Here is a 16,491-nt window from a genome sequence, read left to right as displayed (position 1 = left end):
GTGCCGAAACTTGGCATCGCTTCGTCCCGATGGGTTGGCTCGGGTCATGCGTCGATGGTGGGCACTGGTGAGTGCATGTGCGGTGATCGTGGGCACGGTGTCGGGTTGCTTCCTGCCCTCAGACTCACCTGAGGACGCGCTACGGTCGTTCGCGGCCGCGCTGCAGGAGGGCGATGCCACCAGGGCCGCGGCCCTCACCGATGATCCGGCCGCGGCAGGCGCGGCGATCACCGCCATGTTCGACGGCATGGGCCGCACGCCCAAGCTCTCGGTCGCGGCCGACCTGGTCGACGGCGAGGAGGTCAGTGGCACACTCGACCATCGCTGGCAGATCCGCGATCGGAGCGTCGGGTATCAGACCTCTGTCGTCCTCGCCGAGGCGGATTCCCACTGGAAGATCCGGTGGCAGCCCTCCGTCCTGCACAGGCAACTCCGTGCCGGAGAATCGTTCTCGTACAGCGATGATCGCGCCTATCGAACGCCGGTTCTCGACACCAACGATCGACCGCTCATGACCTGGCAGGCCGTCACCCTGGTCACTCTGCAACGCGCGCAGCTCGATTCGGCGGAGATGCTCGCCCGCGCCCTCCGACCCGTCGAACCCGGTATGACCGCCGCCGGTATCCGCGCGGCCTTCGCGGGCAACTCGTCCAGCCGGTCGAGCCCCGTCGAGACCCACACGGTGATCCGGCTCCGCGAGTCCGATCTCCGGCGCGTCCAGCGCTCGGTGGAGTCGATTCCGGGTGTCGCGCTCAGCGAGCAAGGCGCGCTGCTCAGCGCCACCAGAGCACTGCATTCGCCGGCGATGTCGGGACTCGAGGAGATCTGGCGCGAGCACATCGACGCCACGGCGGGGTGGTCCGTCCAGATCGTCGGCGCCGACGGCACACCCACGCATCTCGTCGACTCGGCGCAACCCGGTGTCACGCCACCGGTGCGCACGACCCTCGACCGCGATGTCCAGACCCGAGCACAACTCGCCGTCGACGGCGAACGACGCCCTGCCATGGTCGTGGCCATCGAACCGTCGACCGGAGGCATCGTCGCCGTCGCGCAGAACGACGCCGCCGACAGGTCGGGATCGGTCTCGCTGACCGGGCTCTACCCTCCGGGTTCGACGTTCAAGACCATCACAACCGCAGCCGCACTGGACGCCGGAGCCGTGCAACCGACGTCACAGGTCCGCTGTCCTGGCCGCACCACGATCGAAGGTCGGACGATCCCGAACGAAGACGACTTCGACCTCGGGACCGTGGCACTTCCAACAGCTTTCGCGCGCTCGTGCAACACGACGATGGGCGCCCTCGCGAACAGGCTGCCCGACGACGCGCTCACCGCCATGGCACGACGGTTCGGCATCGGCGCGGACTACACCGTTCCGGGCCTGACGACCGTCACCGGTTCGGTACCGAAGGCCGACTCGCCCGCCCTACGTGTCGAGAACGGCATCGGCCAGGGCACGGTGACCGTGAGCCCCTTCGGCCTCGCCCTGGCCGAGGCGAGCCTCGCGCGCGGCGAGACCGTTGTCCCCGGCTTGGTCCGAGGTCGACAGACGACCGGAGACATCACGCCGCAACCCATCTCGGACGACGTCGCCCGAGCGCTCCGAAGCATGATGCGCGACACGGTCACTCGTGGTACGGCCACCGCCCTTCGCGACATTCCCGGCCTCGGGGGCAAGACCGGCACTGCGGAGTACGGCAACAACGAGAACCCGCATGGCTGGTTCGCCGGCATCGTCGGGGACCTCGCGTTCGCGACGCTCGTCGTCGGAGGCGGGTCGTCCGCACCCGCTGTCGAGGTGACAGGAGAGTTCCTGCGGCCGCTGAGCGAGTGAGCAGCTTCCGCAGAGTGCGGGAACGGCACCGGATTCCGGGACGAATCCCGCACTCTGTCAACGGGTCGTCACGACGCCGGCTCGAGGTCCTTTCGGTACAGGGTCTTGCCCGACGCGTCGACCAGATCCACGCTCAGCACCTTGGTCCGACCGTCGATCGTCACCTCGCCGAAGTGTTGAAACCCCTCCGCCGGTGACACATTCGACTCGGTGGGCGCGTGGACGAATTCGTATTCGGCACCGAATGTGCTGTCCAACGGGCTCTCCGGGAACGCACCGGCGTGCAACGGGCCGGCGACGAACTCCCAGAACGGCGCGAAATCCTTGAAGCCGGCGCGGTCTGGCTCGTAGGAGATCGCGGCAGTGTAGTGGACATCGGCGGTCAGGAACACCACGTTCCGAACGTTCTTCGTCTGAGACAAGATGCGAGAGAACGCGATCTCACGACCAAGCGGATCGCCGGCATCACCCTGGGCCACCGCTTCCATTGCCTTCGGACCGTCCGGCGGTGTCGTGTTCTTGTCCGCCACGACGATGCTCAGCGGCAGGTCATTGGCGACGACCTTCCAGGTCGCCGTCGAACCCCGCAGTCCGTCGATGAGCCACTGGGTCTGTTCCGGACCGAGCAAGCCGTCGACGTTGTCCCCTGACCACGCATCGGGGTTCGGGTCCTTGTGGCTGCGCATGTCGAGGATGAAGACGTCGAGCAGCGGACCGTATGACACCCTGCGGTACAGACGATCCGAGGCACCGATCTCGACGGGCTGCCATTCCTGCCACGCCTGACGTCCGTTGCGCGCCAACACGTCGACGCGCATCTCGGTGTATCCCTCGCGGCCCTGCCCCTCGAGGCTCTCCCCGGGGAACCAGTTGTTGACGACCTCGTGGTCGTCCCACTGCACCAGCTGCGGGACTGATCCGACGAAGCGTCGGAAGTGGTCGTCGGTCAGGTTGTACGCGTAGTTTCCACGAAACTGATCGACGGTCTGCGCCACCTGCGCCTTCGCCGGACTGGTGATGTTCCGATAGGTCTTCCCGTCGTTCTGTTCCTGAGTCGCCTCGACCGGATTGTCGGCGTAGATAGCGTCGCCGGAGTGGATGAAGAACTGCGGATCACGGTCGGCCATGGTGGCGAAGATGGTCATCCCGCCCATATCGGGGTTGATGCCCCACCCCTGGCCGACCACGTCGCCGGACCACTGGAACCTGATGTCGCCGTCTCGTACCGGAGCTGTCGTGAAGATTCCGGTCGCCGGTTCGGAGAGCGCGCCGTCATCACCTTCGAAGGTGACGCGATAGTGCACGGTCTGGCCGGGCTCCAGGCCGGCCACCCGTAGTCGGCCGGTCCCGTCGCCGGCGGGCGTCACCTGCGGTCCGTGGAACTTCCGTGCAGCGTCGAAGGACTCGCTCGATGAGGTCTCGACGATCATGGTCGCCGGCCGGTCCGACCGAGCCCACACCAGCGCCCCTCCGCTGGTCACCTCGCCGGTGGCCACCCCGTGGGTGAGGACCGGCCGGTTCCTGACCAGACTCGGCGTCGCCGAACCAGGATTCGACGACCCACAGGCCGCCAGCGCGGGCCCGACCGGGACGAGGAGCGCGCCCGCGGCGGCAGTCCGCAGAATCGTGCGTCGGGACGTGGGACGGTCTGCTCGATGAGGTCGGGTCACGGGCGCCAGGGTGGCGCAGCACTTCCAATGGCTGGTGACAAATGGGTGACGAGAAGGTGTCCGTCTCCGAGCTCGGTGTCATCCGGCACGCGTGCCGCTTGACCGAATATGTCCGGTCGGCTCAGATGGACTGATGAGCGACGAACTGTTCGAGCACAAGACCAAGACCGAACTGACCCGTGAAGAGGCGGCGAAGAGGATCCACGAGCTCGCGGACGCCATCGGCCGTCACAACGAGGTGTCTTTCGTGGAGAACAACAAGACCGTCCGTGTCGACATCCCGGCGAAGGTGCAGCTGAAGATCGAGATCGAGCGGGGCGAAGACGAATCCGAGCTCGAGATCGAGATCACCTGGTAGGCAGCTCTTATCGACTGGGTACGTCAGAATCGGTGGACGCCAATGACGAGGCTGGGTTCGGTGTCTGTAGGGCCGACCGCTCGGTGCGCGTCAATCGCCAAGCGGCCACAGCGAAGGCTGCTTGACTGACGGCGTTGATCGACTGCTCGATCCATTGCAGCGAGAGAGTCTGTTCCTGACCGGCCAGTGGTCCGAGCGTGTAGGTCCCCGCCAGGCACACCGCGAGCAACGCCACCGTGCGCACATCCCGAACGCTCCACGCGTCGCGCGCGAGGGCCACGTAAAGTGCTGTCGCGCCGATGATCACGGCGATCAGAAACCAGCCGGCAATCGATGGGACCACCACTCCGACGACCGAGAGACCGACGAGCCCTAGGGCGAGTGTGAGTCTGCGAACACCCCAGGCCGCGGCGGCCAGGAGCAGGAAACCACAACCCATCAGCGGGAAGAGCGAATCGGCGAGCCGCGGGATGTCGACGATGTCCGTGGCGGCCAGGAACTTCCACGACGCTTTGGCGAAACCTCCGGCAAAGATCAAACCAGCGCCGATATATGCAGGTAGCCAGTCGGTTCGACGCGCGACCAGGAGTGCACCGAGCGCGCCGAACGCGACCGGCACGAAGTCGAACAGCGCCAGGGGGACCGTGACCTGTTCCGCGGGTGTCACCCTCGCCCCGCAGGCCGCGGTCGGCATCGGAGCACGGTCGGAACCCCGAACTTGTTCAGCATGCTGAACAATCTAGCTCGTCCGGCTCACCCGCGCCACCGGCGGGCGAAGCGTTCGTTCTGTACTCGGACGACTGGCCGGACCCGATGACGTCGACGCCCAAGACTTCAACACCACAAAGCACCGGAGAGCCATTCCTCTGAACAAACCAAATCGGTCCGACCTTCTGCGCCGGCAACCCGTGACGCCCTACGGTGCGGGTTCGCAGTTGTGAGCTTTACGGAATCGAGGATCTATGCGCGCCCGACACTTTTCCCTGACTGTTGCTGTCATTGCGATACTCGCGGCCAACTCCGCTTGCAGTCCCGCCGAACAGGAGACGGAGTCGCCAGAGCCCACACGTTCGGTCACCGAGGACGCGCTATCGACAACGACCGAAGTGACGACCTCACTGCTTCCAGGGACTACTGCCGAGCGCACTACCGGTGCTCCTCCGCCGACCGTCGACGAGGCGTCGATCATGCCGAACGTCGTGTGTATGAGTTTGCAGGATGCACAGAATGCTATTCAGTCCGCGGGAGTCTTCTTCTCGCGTAGTGAGGATGCCACCGGTCGCGGGAGGTCGCAGCTGGTCGACAGTAATTGGATCGTTGTCAGTCAAACACCTACCCCCGGTACACCTTTCTCCGAAGGGGAAGCGGTTCTCTCCGCAGTCAAGATCGGCGAACCCAACCCGTGTTGACCAGTGCTGCACACTTGATTCGCCTTACTGCTGTGACCGGACTGGCCCTGCTCGCGTTGACCGGCTGCGCCACCGATCGATCAACGACAGTCGAATCCAGTACACCCACCGCCGTCACGTCGGCGGCTTCCTTGAGTGAAAGCAACTCGCTGGCGCCGCCGCCGTCGCGTTCCCCCGTCTCAACGACCGCCGTCGCCCCAACAATTGCTCCCCCCGTAGTTCCCGTCGTCGCCGAAGGCGCGGAGTGCGGCCCGCGCGGAGCAACCGCGCAGTTCTCGGATGGCGCCATGGCTTACTGTTCACGCCTCGCCGGCACCGACGGTGCCGTTTGGTCTCGCTCGCCCGGTGTCGCACCGAATCCGGGCCTGCCAACGACGCCTGTTGGGCCGTCTGCGGGAGACCGCTGTATCGGCGCGGACACCGGACGCACCGCGATAGACGCTAATGGGAACTCGATCATCTGCGACAACTACCAATGGCGACTCGACACCGGCCAGGAACCCAGCCATCCGTGGGCTGATGAGCAACAGGAATGGGCCGAATGTCTCGAGACGAACAGTGTCGAGCGATGCCGTGAGATCCACGGCAACTGAACCAGTCCTCGTAACCGTTCGACCGGCCCATGCGATCGCGCAGGATGCTCCTCCGCGCCGCAACATCCAAGTGTTCCGCTCACCATGATGCAGAACGTCGTCGTTCTCGATGCTCCTCGCTACCTTCGTCGGCAACCGCACCGTCGAAGGAGCACCATGACCGAGACCGCCACCCGCCTCAACGACGTGGACATTGCCGCCGTCGGCCAACTGGTGGAAGCGATTCAGGACGACGCCGGCAAGGCCCAGACGACGTGGGCCGCGCATGTCCAGTGGAACGGTTCGTTCGCGTCGGCGGCACGGATACGCGACTTCCCGCCGGTCCCGTCCGACGAGCCCGCTGCGCTCGGCGGCGGCGACACGGCACCAAACCCGGTCGAACAGCTCCTCGGCGCGTTGGGCAACTGCCTGGCCGTCGGTTACGCCGCGAACGCCACTGTGGCGGGCATCGAACTCAAGGATCTGCGAGTCGATCTGAAGGGCGACGTCGACCTGCACGTCTTCCTCGGACTGGCGGAGGGACATGCCGGATTCGGATCGATCACCGCGAGAGTCACCATCAATTCCGACGCCCCGCGCGAGAGGCTCGATGAGCTGCACGCCAAGGTCCAGGCCAGTTCACCGGTCGGGCACACCCTCGCGAACGCGGTGCCGGTGGAGATCGTGTTGAACTGACGCCGACCGACGACACAGCAGCCGTAAGCAAGGCACACGCCCCGCCAACAACCGAAGATCTGTGCCAGAAGCGTCGGAGGTTGCCAAACGATCGTTGAAGTCATCGAGGATCACCGAATGCCAACGATGACCGCGCGTCGACTTCTTGCTGGACTCGCCACCGTGCTGGCGCTGACGATTGGTTCATTGCTGACCGGCGCGGCCATCGGGGACGCACCGGCAGGGGCGGACCCGGCCATCCACGAGGTCGACTACAGCTGCGGATCCGGGTGGTACGAGAATTCGGACGGCAACTGCGTCCCAGGGCCGGACAACTCACCCACGGGGATTCGTTGCAAGGACGGAACGTACAGCCACGCGAAGAACCGACAGGGTGCGTGTTCCCGGCACGGGGGAATCGCGGATGGTTCCGGAACAACCGGGGCCGGTAGCGATGAGAGCGGCAGCTCCGAGCTGGGGGTCGGGAGCGCAGTGATCGGCAGTTCCGTGATCGGTGCGGCATTGCTAGGCGCCCTGCTGTTCGGGAGTAGTTGACCTTCTGTCGTATGGTCGCCCCGTGACCGACCGCATCACCGACGAACGACCAGCCGAACACGAGATGACCGGTCACGCGCTACTCGACAACCCGGCTCTCGCGGCCCTCACCGGGCCACATGCGCACTTCGCTCAGCGCCGCGGTGGTGCTGTGCGGTATCACCCCGATGTCTGCCCCATGGCGGCTCTCCCCGACTCTCCGACCGCTCGAGATTGGTCGGACGCTGCCGAACTCATCGGCCCGGGTGGTTCCCTGTTCTTGCCGGTGGTCACGAATCGTCCGCCCGCGGAATGGGATACGACGATGGACCTGCCAGGTGTGCAGATGGTCGACGCCGGCGTCGACATCCGGCCTGACGATGAGGCCGCGCCGTTGACCGCCGCAGATGTGCCGGAGATGACCGACCTGGTCGAACGCACTCGCCCAGGGCCCTTCCGCCCCCGCACGATCGAGATGGGCGCCTACGTCGGAATCCGACGCAACGGCCGCCTCATCGCAATGGGTGGTGAACGGCTGAGACTTCCGGGTTACACCGAGATCAGCGCCGTCTGCACCGATCCCGACCACCGCGGACACGGACTCGCGTCCCGGCTCGTACTCGACCTCGCGCACCGCATCCGACGTCGCGGTGATGTTCCGATCCTCCACGCCGACGCCCGCAACGTCGGCGCGATCCGGCTGTACGAGCAACTGGGGTTCGTCGTTCGCCGTGAGGTCCTGTTCCAGATCTTGCGGGCGCCTAGCTGAACTCGGACTCAGTCAGTCCCGCGTCAACGACTTCGCCAAGGGAGCGATCTCGTCGAGATAGATCGATGCCAACACGTCCGACTCGTCGGCCAGGTGCCGCACCCGATCACCCTCGGCCCGGTCCCATTCGGTGGCGACGGCATGCTCGAAGTCGTCGATTCCACTCACGCGGTCGAGCCACGCCTGCTTCTCCTGCCGGTGTTGAATGCGCGCGACGATCGACTCGTACCCCGCGAATGCCTCGAGGCGCCGCACCAGCTCGTCGAGCCGGCCGGACAGCAGGAGCGACTTCTCGACGAACGTGGACACCACCTGTGGATCGGCGGCCAGGTGACCGGTCGGCTCCGCACCCAGAAGTGCGAGTTGGTCGCGCAGCCCGACAGCGACAGTCGAGATGGCGGTGACCTCCCCCTCGAGGTCGACGCGGACGGCGTGACGGTCGAAGAAGTCGAGCTGCCACGCGGGGAATCCACTGATGCGGTCCGCCACCGCGGCGGTCGTCCACGCGATCTGGCCGACGGGATCAGACGAGAAACGCTCCAGTTCGCCCCTGTCGCGACTACGACGACGGGACAGCGCCGAGACCCCGGTTCCGCCGCCTTCTACGTCTCCGGTCGCCCGGCCATGCCAGATGTCGGCGGCCGAGGCGACGAAGTCGGCACCCTCGGCATCGCTGTCGACGGCCGCACCGGCATCATCACCCAACTGCTGCCGGATGGCCTGGCACGACGCCCAGCGTCTGGCCTGCGCAAGTCGGATCGTGTCGGCGAGGTCGGCCAGCGGAGCAGACGAGGACGTACCGGAACCGGCGGTCGACGACGCTTTCGTCGTCGACCGCGCCGCTGACCTTCGATGCCGGAGGTCGTCGCGCATGCCGGTGAACATCGCCGAGAACGCCCCGATCAGCATTCCGAGGAGCACCACCAGCGCGGCCGCGATCACCACCACGAAAACGGCGATCACGACGTACATCATCTGTCCAGTAGACCACGGTTCACGACGACTGAGGTCGGTTCCTGCGCAGCTCAGCGAGGCGCAACGGAGTCCTTCATCACTGTGGTCCGGACCAATGGACTCACACTCGGGTGATGGACTCCGACCGACGTTCATGGGTCGAGATGAAGTCCATCTGTCGCCGAGGCCCGTGAGTCACTTCGGGTCAGACCCGGCCGGCGAGCCGCCGAGCAACTCGCGGATGTCGTCGGCGTCGATGGCCGCACCGAACATGTCGCCGTCATCGACGACGGCGTTGAAGAGGTCGCGTTTACGTTCCTGCAGCGCAACCACTTTCTCTTCGATCGTGTTCGCCGACACCAGACGATAGACCGTGACCGGACGAGTCTGACCGATGCGATGGGCGCGGTCCACGGCCTGGGCCTCGGCCGCCGGATTCCACCACGGATCACATACGAAGCAGTAGTCCGCCTCGGTCAGGTTGAGGCCGAAACCGCCGGCCTTGAGGCTGATGAGGAACACCTTCGACGACCCACTCGTGAAACGTTTGACCGCCGCGGAGCGCCGGCTTGCGGTCATCGATCCGTCGAGATAGCTGTAATCGATTTCGGCACCGGCGAGCTCTCTTTCCAAGAGTTTCAGAAACCCGGTGAACTGGCTGAAGATCAGGGCGGAATGCCCTTCGGCGATGAGCTCGGGAATTTGCTCGACGAGGAACTCGATCTTGGCGGAGTCGATGTCGGTGTGCTTCTCGTCGACGAGCCCGGCGTGCAGGCTCAGTTGCCGGAGCATGGTGAGCGATCGGAAGATCTGGAACCGGTTGCCGTCGAAGTCGTCGAGCAGGCCGAGCACGCTCTGCCGCTCCCGAGTGAGGCGCGTCTGATACAGCTTGTCGTGCTTCGCGTTCAGGCTGATCGAAAGTACCTGTTCCTGCTTGGCGGGCAGGTCTGTGGCAACCTGATGCTTCGTGCGCCGCAGCATGATCGGACGGATCCGTCGTCGTAGCAACGCCAACCGCCCGGGCTCCGTGCCACTTTCGATCGGCTTGCGGAAGTACGACGTGAAGGTCTTCGCCGACGGGAACAGACCCGGCACGGTCAACGCCATCAGCGACCACAGCTCCATCAGGTTGTTCTCCAGCGGCGTGCCGGTGATCGCGATCTTGACCTCGGCATCAAGACGGCGAGCGCACTGATGAGCTTTGCTGGCGTGGTTCTTGACGAACTGTGCCTCGTCGAGAAACACGGCCGTCCAACTGACCGATGCGAATTCGTCGATCCCGATGCGCATCAGCGCGTATGAGGTGACGATCAGTTGCGCTCCCGCGATACGATCGGCGAACGCGATCTTCGCCCGTCCGCTCGTCTCGGTCACCGTTGCAATCCTCAGACCTGGTACGAACCGTTCTGCTTCGACCGCCCAGTTCGAGATCACGCTCGTCGGTGCGACCACGAGAAAGCGAGCCTGCGGTTCCTCCTCGATGACCTTCGCGATCAGCGCGAGGGACTGGAGGGTCTTGCCCAGCCCCATGTCGTCGGCGAGCACTCCGCCGATTCTGTTCTCCCACAGGAAGTTCAGCCAGTCGAGGCCAGCCCTCTGATAGTCACGCAAGTCCGCACGCAGCCCGGTCGGCACCGGACAAGGCGCCGGCGGTGTCGCGGCGGCCAGACGACGCAACTGCTCGCGCCACTTCGTGAGATCGTCGTCGGCCGTCCCGAGTTCGAGCAGCTCGTCCCACAGAGTGGCGTTGTGCGTATCCCGGCGGACCCGCCCGCGGTCGAGTTCACCCAGTGCGCGGGCCTCGGCCACCAGTTCGGCCAGGCGTTGCAGCTCCGGGGTGTCGAGCACGAAATAGGCCCCGTCGGGCAACAGCATGTGTGTCGCTCCGTTCGACAACGCCGTCAGCACCTGGTGCAGCGGCACTGCGACGCCGTCGACCTCGACGGTGATCGACAGGCCGAGCCAGTCGTTGTCATCGGACCGTTCGGCACCGAAACCGATCTCGGGGACGACCTCGGCGGCACGGTAGTCGGGGAGCTCGCCGACGATCTCCACCTCGATCCCGTCAGCCCGCAGCTCCGGGGCGACCTCGGTGACGAACCGCGCAGTGTCGACGGGCGAGTAACGGTAGCGGCGGGTCAGGAGCGCAACCGATGCCGATGCGAGAGCCTCGTCGCGACTCATCTCGGCGAGTTCCGGATCGTCTGCGAACTTGCTGCCCGGAAATCCGGCGACCTGAATCTGCCATCGATCACACACCCGAGCCGCAGCTTCGAGGTGGCCACGGAGTTGCTTCCACAGGCGACGTTCGGCCACGTCGTCACCGAACCCAGAGCTCTGCCCGGACGGGAAGAATCGTCTGCTCCCGTTCACGCGGTAGACGACACCCCACTCGAGGTGCGCGCCGCCATCGTCGGCGACCCGAAGCGTGACTGCCGCGTCGGGACCGGTGATCTCGGGTCGGGTCACGGCGCCATCGGCCACGGTCACCGACATCCGACCGGCGAGGTCGGGGAGGACCTCGTCGGCGAACTCCGCGATGTCGGTGTCGGGAATCCCGATCGTCCCGGCGTCGAGCAGTGCCCGGAGGGCTTTCGACGTCCCGTCGTCGACGAGCGGCGCCAGGAACATCGTGCCGCCTCGTACCAGGCTCGCTCCGTGAGGTACCGAGCCGAACAGCATCAAAGCGTCGTCCGCAGACGGCCCGACGGTCGGGAAGTCGACACCGCCGGACACCACGAGACCCTCGTCGTCGCGATCGACGGTCAACGCGGCCGACGCGGGTGGAAGCAACTCGACCTTTTTCGCGCCCGTCGACTTATGCGCCACCAGTACGACACCATCGTCGACCGCCGCCCGTAGAGCGGTCCAGATCTCGGCGGACGCCTGGTCCAATCGGTGAACCTGGGAGGTCCCGTACTGGTGTTTGTCCCCGGCGCAGAGGTGGACGGCACGGACTCGTGCCAGGTGAACGGGGTCGAAGTGCTCAGCCGGATGGTCGGTGGTGGACCTGTAGTACTCGGTCACATGTCCCGGCTCGATGGAGCTCCACGTGATCCCCGTGCGTACCCAGTTGCCCTTCTTACCGGGGGTCACCAGGCGCAATGTCACCGTCTTCAGGCTCATCCACTCGGGATCGTCGAGCTCGACGAGCAGTCCGATGGGAGCCGATCCCGGCTCTTTCGGGGTGGCCCCGGCAACGAGGTCGCCCAGCAATGTTCGCCACGGCGCTGACGCATGCCTCACGCCTCGAGGCGACGCACCGAGGAGTCCTGCACGCATCACCCCCAGCGCCAGAGCAACCGCGTGCTTGCAGTTGGCACCGACCGGACAGTCGCACTCAGCGACGTCGACCGCGTATCCGCGGGCGTCGTCACCGAACCCGATCTCGAGTGAGTACAGGTCGCCACTCGAACCGACGCAGGTCCCGGTCGCCGACATGAACAACGGGTCCCAGTCCTCGAGAGCCACGCGCCCCTGCTGTGCGTATTCGGCACCTCGGCCTATCGTCGCGACGTCGAAATGCGCGAGCAGGCCCGACTCCGCGGGCGATAACTGATCGAACGCTGCCACACGACGAGGCTAGGCGATTCTGCCGGCGGCGGGACCCGACGTCTGCACCGCATCGGATGTCATCCACGTTTCTCCACAGGGTCACCGAATCGGCGCCAAGCAAGCACTTGGTTTGTTAGCTTCTCGTCGATGGGATTCCTGAAGCAGACCACGCCAGAGATCGACTTCCCGACCTGGAGTCAGGGCACGCGCGCGGAGAAGATCAAGCCGATGGCGCGGCACTGGGCCGAGGTCGGGTTCGGGACACCGGTGGCGCTGCACCTGTTCTACGTCGGCAAGATCCTCCTCTACGTCCTTGTCGGCTGGGTCGTCGTGATCAGCACACCCGGGATCGACGGCTTCTTCGACGTCACCGACTGGTACAACGAGCCGATCGTCTTCCAGAAGGTCGTGCTCTACACGATGCTGTTCGAGGTCGTCGGTCTGGGATGCGGGTTCGGTCCGCTGAACAACCGGTTCTTCCCGCCGCTGGGTTCGATCCTCTACTGGCTACGTCCGAAGACGATCCGGCAGCCACCATGGCCGCGGATCCCGTTGACTGCCGGTGATTCCCGTAACCCGGTCGACGTCATCCTCTATGGCGCCCTGCTCGCCTTGCTGGTCATAGCGCTGTTCAGTCCGGGTAGCGGCGCGATCCCGGAGCTGGACACGACCGTCGGCGTCCTCCCCAGCTGGCAGATCTGGGCCGTCCTGGGTGTGCTCGCGGCGATCGGTCTGCGTGACAAGACCGTCTTCCTCGCGGCGCGCGGTGAGGTCTACGGCGCGTTCACCGTGGCGTTCCTCTTCAGCGGGGTCGACATGATCATCGCCGCGAAGCTGGTCTTCGTCTGCATCTGGCTCGGGGCAGCGACGTCGAAGCTGAACAAACACTTTCCGTTCGTCATCGCGACGATGATGTCCAACAACCCGATCTGGCGTTCCCCGAAGATCAAACGGAAGTTCTTCGAGAGCTTTCCCGACGACCTGCGGCCGGGCCGTCGATCACGATGGATCGCGCACTTCTCCACTGCGGTCGAAGGACTCGTGCCGCTCGTCCTGTTCTTCTCCCACGGCGGGTGGGTGACCGCGGTGGCGGCGACGATCATGCTGATCTTCCATTTCGGCATCCTGTCGTCGATCCCGATGGGCGTCCCGCTGGAGTGGAACGTCTTCATGATGTTCGGCATCCTGGCGATCTTCGTGGGGCACCCCGACATCGGACTCGCCGACCTCCAATCAGCCTGGCCACTACTGCTTTTCGCGGCCTCCGCCGCAACGGTGATCATCGGGAACCTGATGCCGCGCAAGGTCTCGTTCCTGCCCGGCATGCGCTACTACGCCGGGAACTGGGACACCGGCTTGTGGTGCATCAAGCCGTCCGCGTCGGCGAAAATCGAACAGGGCATCGTCGCCATCGCGTCGATGCCGGCCGCGCAACTCGAACGCTTCTACGGAAGTCCCGAAGCGGCCCAGATCCCTCTCTACATGGGGTATGCGTTCCGGTCGTTCAACAGTCACGGTCGGGCGTTGTTCACGTTGGCGCACCGGGCGATGGCCGGCGCCGGGAGCGGAGCGAGCGGGCCGGATGAGAACGGCGTCGCGGAGTCGGAGTATGTACTGACCGACGGCGAACGAATCTGCAGCACGGCGATGGGCTGGAACTTCGGCGACGGCCATCTCTCCAACGAGCAGCTCATCGAATCCTTGCAGCGGCGTTGTCATTTCGAGCCCGGGGAGGTCCGGATCGTACTGCTCGACGCGCAACCGATCCACCGACAGACGCAGGAGTACCGCCTCGTCGACCCGGCCGTCGGCGAGTTCGAACGCGGATACGTACGCGTTGCCGACCTGGTCACGCGACAGCCGTGGGACGACCAGGTTCCCGTCACGGTGACCTGGCGCGCCGACGACGGCCGGGCAGATCCCACCGAATAAGATCGGGGCGATTGGGTCCGCCAGGCGGATCACAATGCCCCCACAGCTTCAGCAGCCCGGCGCCGGTCACGCACCTTGGTCGACGACTCCGCCCGATTCACGACCCAGGTGGCGCCACCGGCCATGGCAAGCCCGAGAGCCGTTGCCCAGCCGAAGTATTCGCCGTACATCGCGGTGCCCCACACCGCGGTGACGGGCGGCATCAGGAACATCAGCGTGTTCACCGAGGTGACGCCGGACCGTCGTAGAAGTATCCAGTACAGCCCGTAACCGCCGAGCGTCGACAGGATCGACAGCCAGGCGATCGCCAGCCAGAAGGTGCGGTCGGCCGGCGGCACCGCCACCCCCGCGAGAAGGCCTGCCGCGGTGAAGATCACCGCGGAGACGCCGCAGTGGATCGCCAGGATGATCATGGGTGACGGCGGGTCGACGACGCGTCGTTCGAGGAAGGTGGCGGCAACCAGCGCGGCCATACCGAGCAGCGGGACGAGATACGCCCACCACGGCGCGTCCGCGGATGACGTCGCGTCCGACCAGGTGACCAGTACAACCCCGGCCGCGCCGACGAGCAGACCCCACCACTGTCGTCGGTGGGTGACCGCCCCGAGCAACGGACCTGCCAGTGCGGCGACGACGAGCGGTTGGACACCGTCGATGAGTGCGGTCGTCCCGGTGCTGACGCCGAGAGCGATCGCCCAGTACACCGTGACCGTGTAGCCGGCTTGCGAGAGCGCACCGATGACGACCTGGGAACCGACCGCTCGCCCGGACATCGGCGCGAGGCCACGCCGACGCCACCGGAAGTACACCGCGGCCCCGAGTACGACCGCGACCACCAGGAATCGCCACATGAGGACCGTGAGCACCGGCGCCTCACCCGCGCCCAGATTCGCGCCGATGAAACCCGACGACCAACAGACGACGAACACCGCCGACATGACAACTGTCACCCATCGCGCAGGTATACCGATCTGTGAAGTTTGCATGCAGCCGACCTTACCGATCGGTGTAGTCTTTGTCATGTGACTGCCGAGACCACACTCTCGACCGTGGAGTGGACACCCAAGGCCCGACTCATCCTCGACGCGGCCTCGGCACTGTTCTACGAACACGGCATCCACGCGGTCGGTGTCGACTCCATCGCGGCAGCCGCGGGCGTCACGAAACGCACGCTCTACGACCGCTTCGGCTCCAAGGAGCAACTGGTCGTCGAGTATCTGCGTGCCCGCAACGCCGCCTGGCAAGAGTTCCTCCGGTCCCGCCTGGACGCCGCCGATGCGTCGCCGAGCGCACAACTCGCCGCGATCTTCGACGCCACGCGGGACTGGTCGGAGGACCGCGGTCACAAAGGGTGCGCGATGATCAACGCGCACGCCGAGATCAGCGATCCCGGGCATCCCGCGTTCTCGATCATCGTCGGCCAGAAACACGAGCTACGGGACCTCTTCGCCTCGATCGCGACGAAGGCCGGCGCGCCCAACTCGCGCACATTGGCACAGCGACTGTTCATCCTCCACGAGGGCGCGCTGGTGACCGCCGGGATGGGGGTCGAGCCGGGAGCCCTCGACGCGGCTCGCGACTTCGCACTCGAGATCTTCGACGGCCAGCAGTCGAATTGACGAACTCTTAGCGCCCGGATGCGTTCCGCAGCAACATGATGCGGAGTAGATCTGATGCGGTGACCTTGTTCGACATACTGCCCTCTCTGAAAGGCGTCACCGTGACCAGATCGTTCGACACCGCGACGTGGGGAACACCGTTACGCACCGTCGGACCGGACGTCGTCGCCGGCGACCTGTCCCTCCGCGCAGAATCGCTGCACCGCAAGGTCGCGTTCTACCTCGACGCCGACGGCGGGCCCGTCTGCCAATCCCTGTGCCCGACCGGGGTGTGGTACCCGACGCTGGTCACCCGGATCACGTCTGCAGTCGTCGCCCACGGCCGCGTCGTCGTCTACGTCGACGCCGCCCTCCCACTCCACTCCGCGTTGCTCGATGTCGCTTTCCCGGGGACTCATCTGGCGGGTGCGACCATGCTCGACATCACCGTCGTCGACCTGTCCCGGCATCGTCGCACCCTGTACGCCGAGGCCCCCGCGCATCTCACGGTCACCGGCACCATCGCCCTGGCCCTGTCGCCCGTGATCCCGACGCGGGCAACGGACCCGCGAACCGCCTCCCGGTCGGTAACCGCCTGACACGATCGCACACGGCACGACAACTACTG

The 16,491-nt window shown here is 65.7% G+C and carries 15 protein-coding genes; 10 read left to right on the top strand and 5 right to left on the bottom strand.

Features of this window, described 5'->3' with window-relative positions; translation table 11 throughout:
- The first annotated feature begins 46 nt into the window (after positions 1-46).
- Positions 47-1,837, top strand: coding sequence for a penicillin-binding transpeptidase domain-containing protein (locus tag JW364_RS00780; RefSeq protein ID WP_205333134.1), 1,791 nt, complete (start codon positions 47-49; stop codon positions 1,835-1,837).
- A gap of 68 nt (positions 1,838-1,905) precedes the next feature.
- Here the strand turns inward: JW364_RS00780 and JW364_RS00775 are convergent, their stop codons facing one another.
- On the bottom strand, positions 1,906-3,507 hold the full coding sequence (locus tag JW364_RS00775; protein WP_078111830.1) for an alkaline phosphatase: 1,602 nt from the start codon (positions 3,505-3,507) through the stop codon (positions 1,906-1,908).
- A gap of 133 nt (positions 3,508-3,640) precedes the next feature.
- Between JW364_RS00775 and JW364_RS00770 the strand changes: the two genes are divergently transcribed.
- The gene (locus JW364_RS00770) at positions 3,641-3,865 is read left to right on the top strand and encodes an amphi-Trp domain-containing protein (protein ID WP_078111831.1); all 225 of its coding nucleotides are present in this window, start codon (positions 3,641-3,643) and stop codon (positions 3,863-3,865) included.
- 7 nt (positions 3,866-3,872) lie between these two features.
- On the opposite strand, the gene JW364_RS00765 is transcribed toward JW364_RS00770, so the two are convergent.
- Positions 3,873-4,559, bottom strand: a complete 687-nt coding sequence (locus tag JW364_RS00765; protein WP_139362969.1) for a hypothetical protein — start codon at positions 4,557-4,559, stop codon at positions 3,873-3,875.
- 268 nt (positions 4,560-4,827) lie between these two features.
- Between JW364_RS00765 and JW364_RS24480 the strand changes: the two genes are divergently transcribed.
- The 5 genes from JW364_RS24480 (at position 4,828) to JW364_RS00740 (ending at position 7,824) form a co-directional block, all read left to right on the top strand.
- On the top strand, positions 4,828-5,274 hold the full coding sequence (locus tag JW364_RS24480; protein ID WP_078111833.1) for a PASTA domain-containing protein: 447 nt from the start codon (positions 4,828-4,830) through the stop codon (positions 5,272-5,274).
- 32 nt (positions 5,275-5,306) lie between these two features.
- Positions 5,307-5,867: a hypothetical protein gene (locus JW364_RS00755; RefSeq protein ID WP_139362970.1), complete on the top strand. Its 561-nt coding sequence runs from the start codon at positions 5,307-5,309 to the stop codon at positions 5,865-5,867.
- A 156-nt stretch (positions 5,868-6,023) separates the two neighbouring features.
- The gene (locus JW364_RS00750) at positions 6,024-6,542 is read left to right on the top strand and encodes an OsmC family protein (RefSeq protein ID WP_078111834.1); all 519 of its coding nucleotides are present in this window, start codon (positions 6,024-6,026) and stop codon (positions 6,540-6,542) included.
- A gap of 117 nt (positions 6,543-6,659) precedes the next feature.
- Positions 6,660-7,076, top strand: a complete 417-nt coding sequence (locus JW364_RS00745; protein ID WP_078111835.1) for a DUF3761 domain-containing protein — start codon at positions 6,660-6,662, stop codon at positions 7,074-7,076.
- Positions 7,077-7,098: 22 nt separating this feature from the next.
- A complete protein-coding gene (locus JW364_RS00740; RefSeq protein WP_078111836.1) occupies positions 7,099-7,824 on the top strand; it encodes a GNAT family N-acetyltransferase in 726 nt (241 codons plus the stop codon).
- 12 nt (positions 7,825-7,836) lie between these two features.
- Here JW364_RS00740 and JW364_RS00735 read toward each other — a convergent pair whose 3' ends face one another.
- Together JW364_RS00735 and JW364_RS00730 are read right to left on the bottom strand one after the other, a co-directional pair.
- A complete protein-coding gene (locus JW364_RS00735) occupies positions 7,837-8,796 on the bottom strand; it encodes a hypothetical protein (protein WP_374100782.1) in 960 nt (319 codons plus the stop codon).
- Positions 8,797-8,973: 177 nt separating this feature from the next.
- Positions 8,974-12,351 (bottom strand): DEAD/DEAH box helicase, encoded by a 3,378-nt coding sequence (locus JW364_RS00730; protein ID WP_058251001.1) that lies wholly within the window; start codon positions 12,349-12,351, stop codon positions 8,974-8,976.
- Between the two features lie 129 nt (positions 12,352-12,480).
- On the opposite strand from JW364_RS00730, the gene JW364_RS00725 reads away from it, so the two are divergent.
- On the top strand, positions 12,481-14,265 hold the full coding sequence (locus tag JW364_RS00725) for a DUF3556 domain-containing protein (protein WP_058251000.1): 1,785 nt from the start codon (positions 12,481-12,483) through the stop codon (positions 14,263-14,265).
- A gap of 29 nt (positions 14,266-14,294) precedes the next feature.
- On the opposite strand, the gene JW364_RS00720 is transcribed toward JW364_RS00725, so the two are convergent.
- Positions 14,295-15,251, bottom strand: coding sequence for a DMT family transporter (locus tag JW364_RS00720; RefSeq protein WP_082652888.1), 957 nt, complete (start codon positions 15,249-15,251; stop codon positions 14,295-14,297).
- A gap of 36 nt (positions 15,252-15,287) precedes the next feature.
- Here JW364_RS00720 and JW364_RS00715 point away from each other — a divergent pair, with 36 nt between their 5' ends.
- Positions 15,288-15,884: a TetR/AcrR family transcriptional regulator gene (locus JW364_RS00715; RefSeq protein ID WP_058250998.1), complete on the top strand. Its 597-nt coding sequence runs from the start codon at positions 15,288-15,290 to the stop codon at positions 15,882-15,884.
- A 101-nt stretch (positions 15,885-15,985) separates the two neighbouring features.
- Positions 15,986-16,462, top strand: a complete 477-nt coding sequence (locus tag JW364_RS00710; protein ID WP_223259071.1) for a hypothetical protein — start codon at positions 15,986-15,988, stop codon at positions 16,460-16,462.
- Positions 16,463-16,491: the final 29 nt, after the last annotated feature.

This window comes from Gordonia sp. BP-119, from assembly GCF_016924115.1.
Lineage (GTDB): Bacteria > Actinomycetota > Actinomycetes > Mycobacteriales > Mycobacteriaceae > Gordonia > Gordonia hongkongensis.
The sequence above is the reverse complement of the archived record's forward strand: the minus strand, read 5'-3'. Positions and strand labels throughout refer to the sequence as shown.

What these genes read in the sequence shown, in the direction of transcription:
- JW364_RS00780 (WP_205333134.1), top strand. Translation starts at nt 47, where the DNA reads ATGCGTCGATGGTGGGCACTGGTGAGTGCATGTGCGGTGATCGTGGGC.
- JW364_RS00770 (WP_078111831.1), top strand. Translation starts at nt 3,641, where the DNA reads ATGAGCGACGAACTGTTCGAGCACAAGACCAAGACCGAACTGACCCGT.
- JW364_RS00765 (WP_139362969.1), bottom strand. Translation starts at nt 4,559, where the DNA reads ATGCCGACCGCGGCCTGCGGGGCGAGGGTGACACCCGCGGAACAGGTC.
- JW364_RS24480 (WP_078111833.1), top strand. Translation starts at nt 4,828, where the DNA reads ATGCGCGCCCGACACTTTTCCCTGACTGTTGCTGTCATTGCGATACTC.
- JW364_RS00750 (WP_078111834.1), top strand. Translation starts at nt 6,024, where the DNA reads ATGACCGAGACCGCCACCCGCCTCAACGACGTGGACATTGCCGCCGTC.
- JW364_RS00745 (WP_078111835.1), top strand. Translation starts at nt 6,660, where the DNA reads ATGCCAACGATGACCGCGCGTCGACTTCTTGCTGGACTCGCCACCGTG.
- JW364_RS00735 (WP_374100782.1), bottom strand. Translation starts at nt 8,796, where the DNA reads ATGTACGTCGTGATCGCCGTTTTCGTGGTGGTGATCGCGGCCGCGCTG.
- JW364_RS00725 (WP_058251000.1), top strand. Translation starts at nt 12,481, where the DNA reads ATGGGATTCCTGAAGCAGACCACGCCAGAGATCGACTTCCCGACCTGG.
- JW364_RS00720 (WP_082652888.1), bottom strand. Translation starts at nt 15,251, where the DNA reads ATGCAAACTTCACAGATCGGTATACCTGCGCGATGGGTGACAGTTGTC.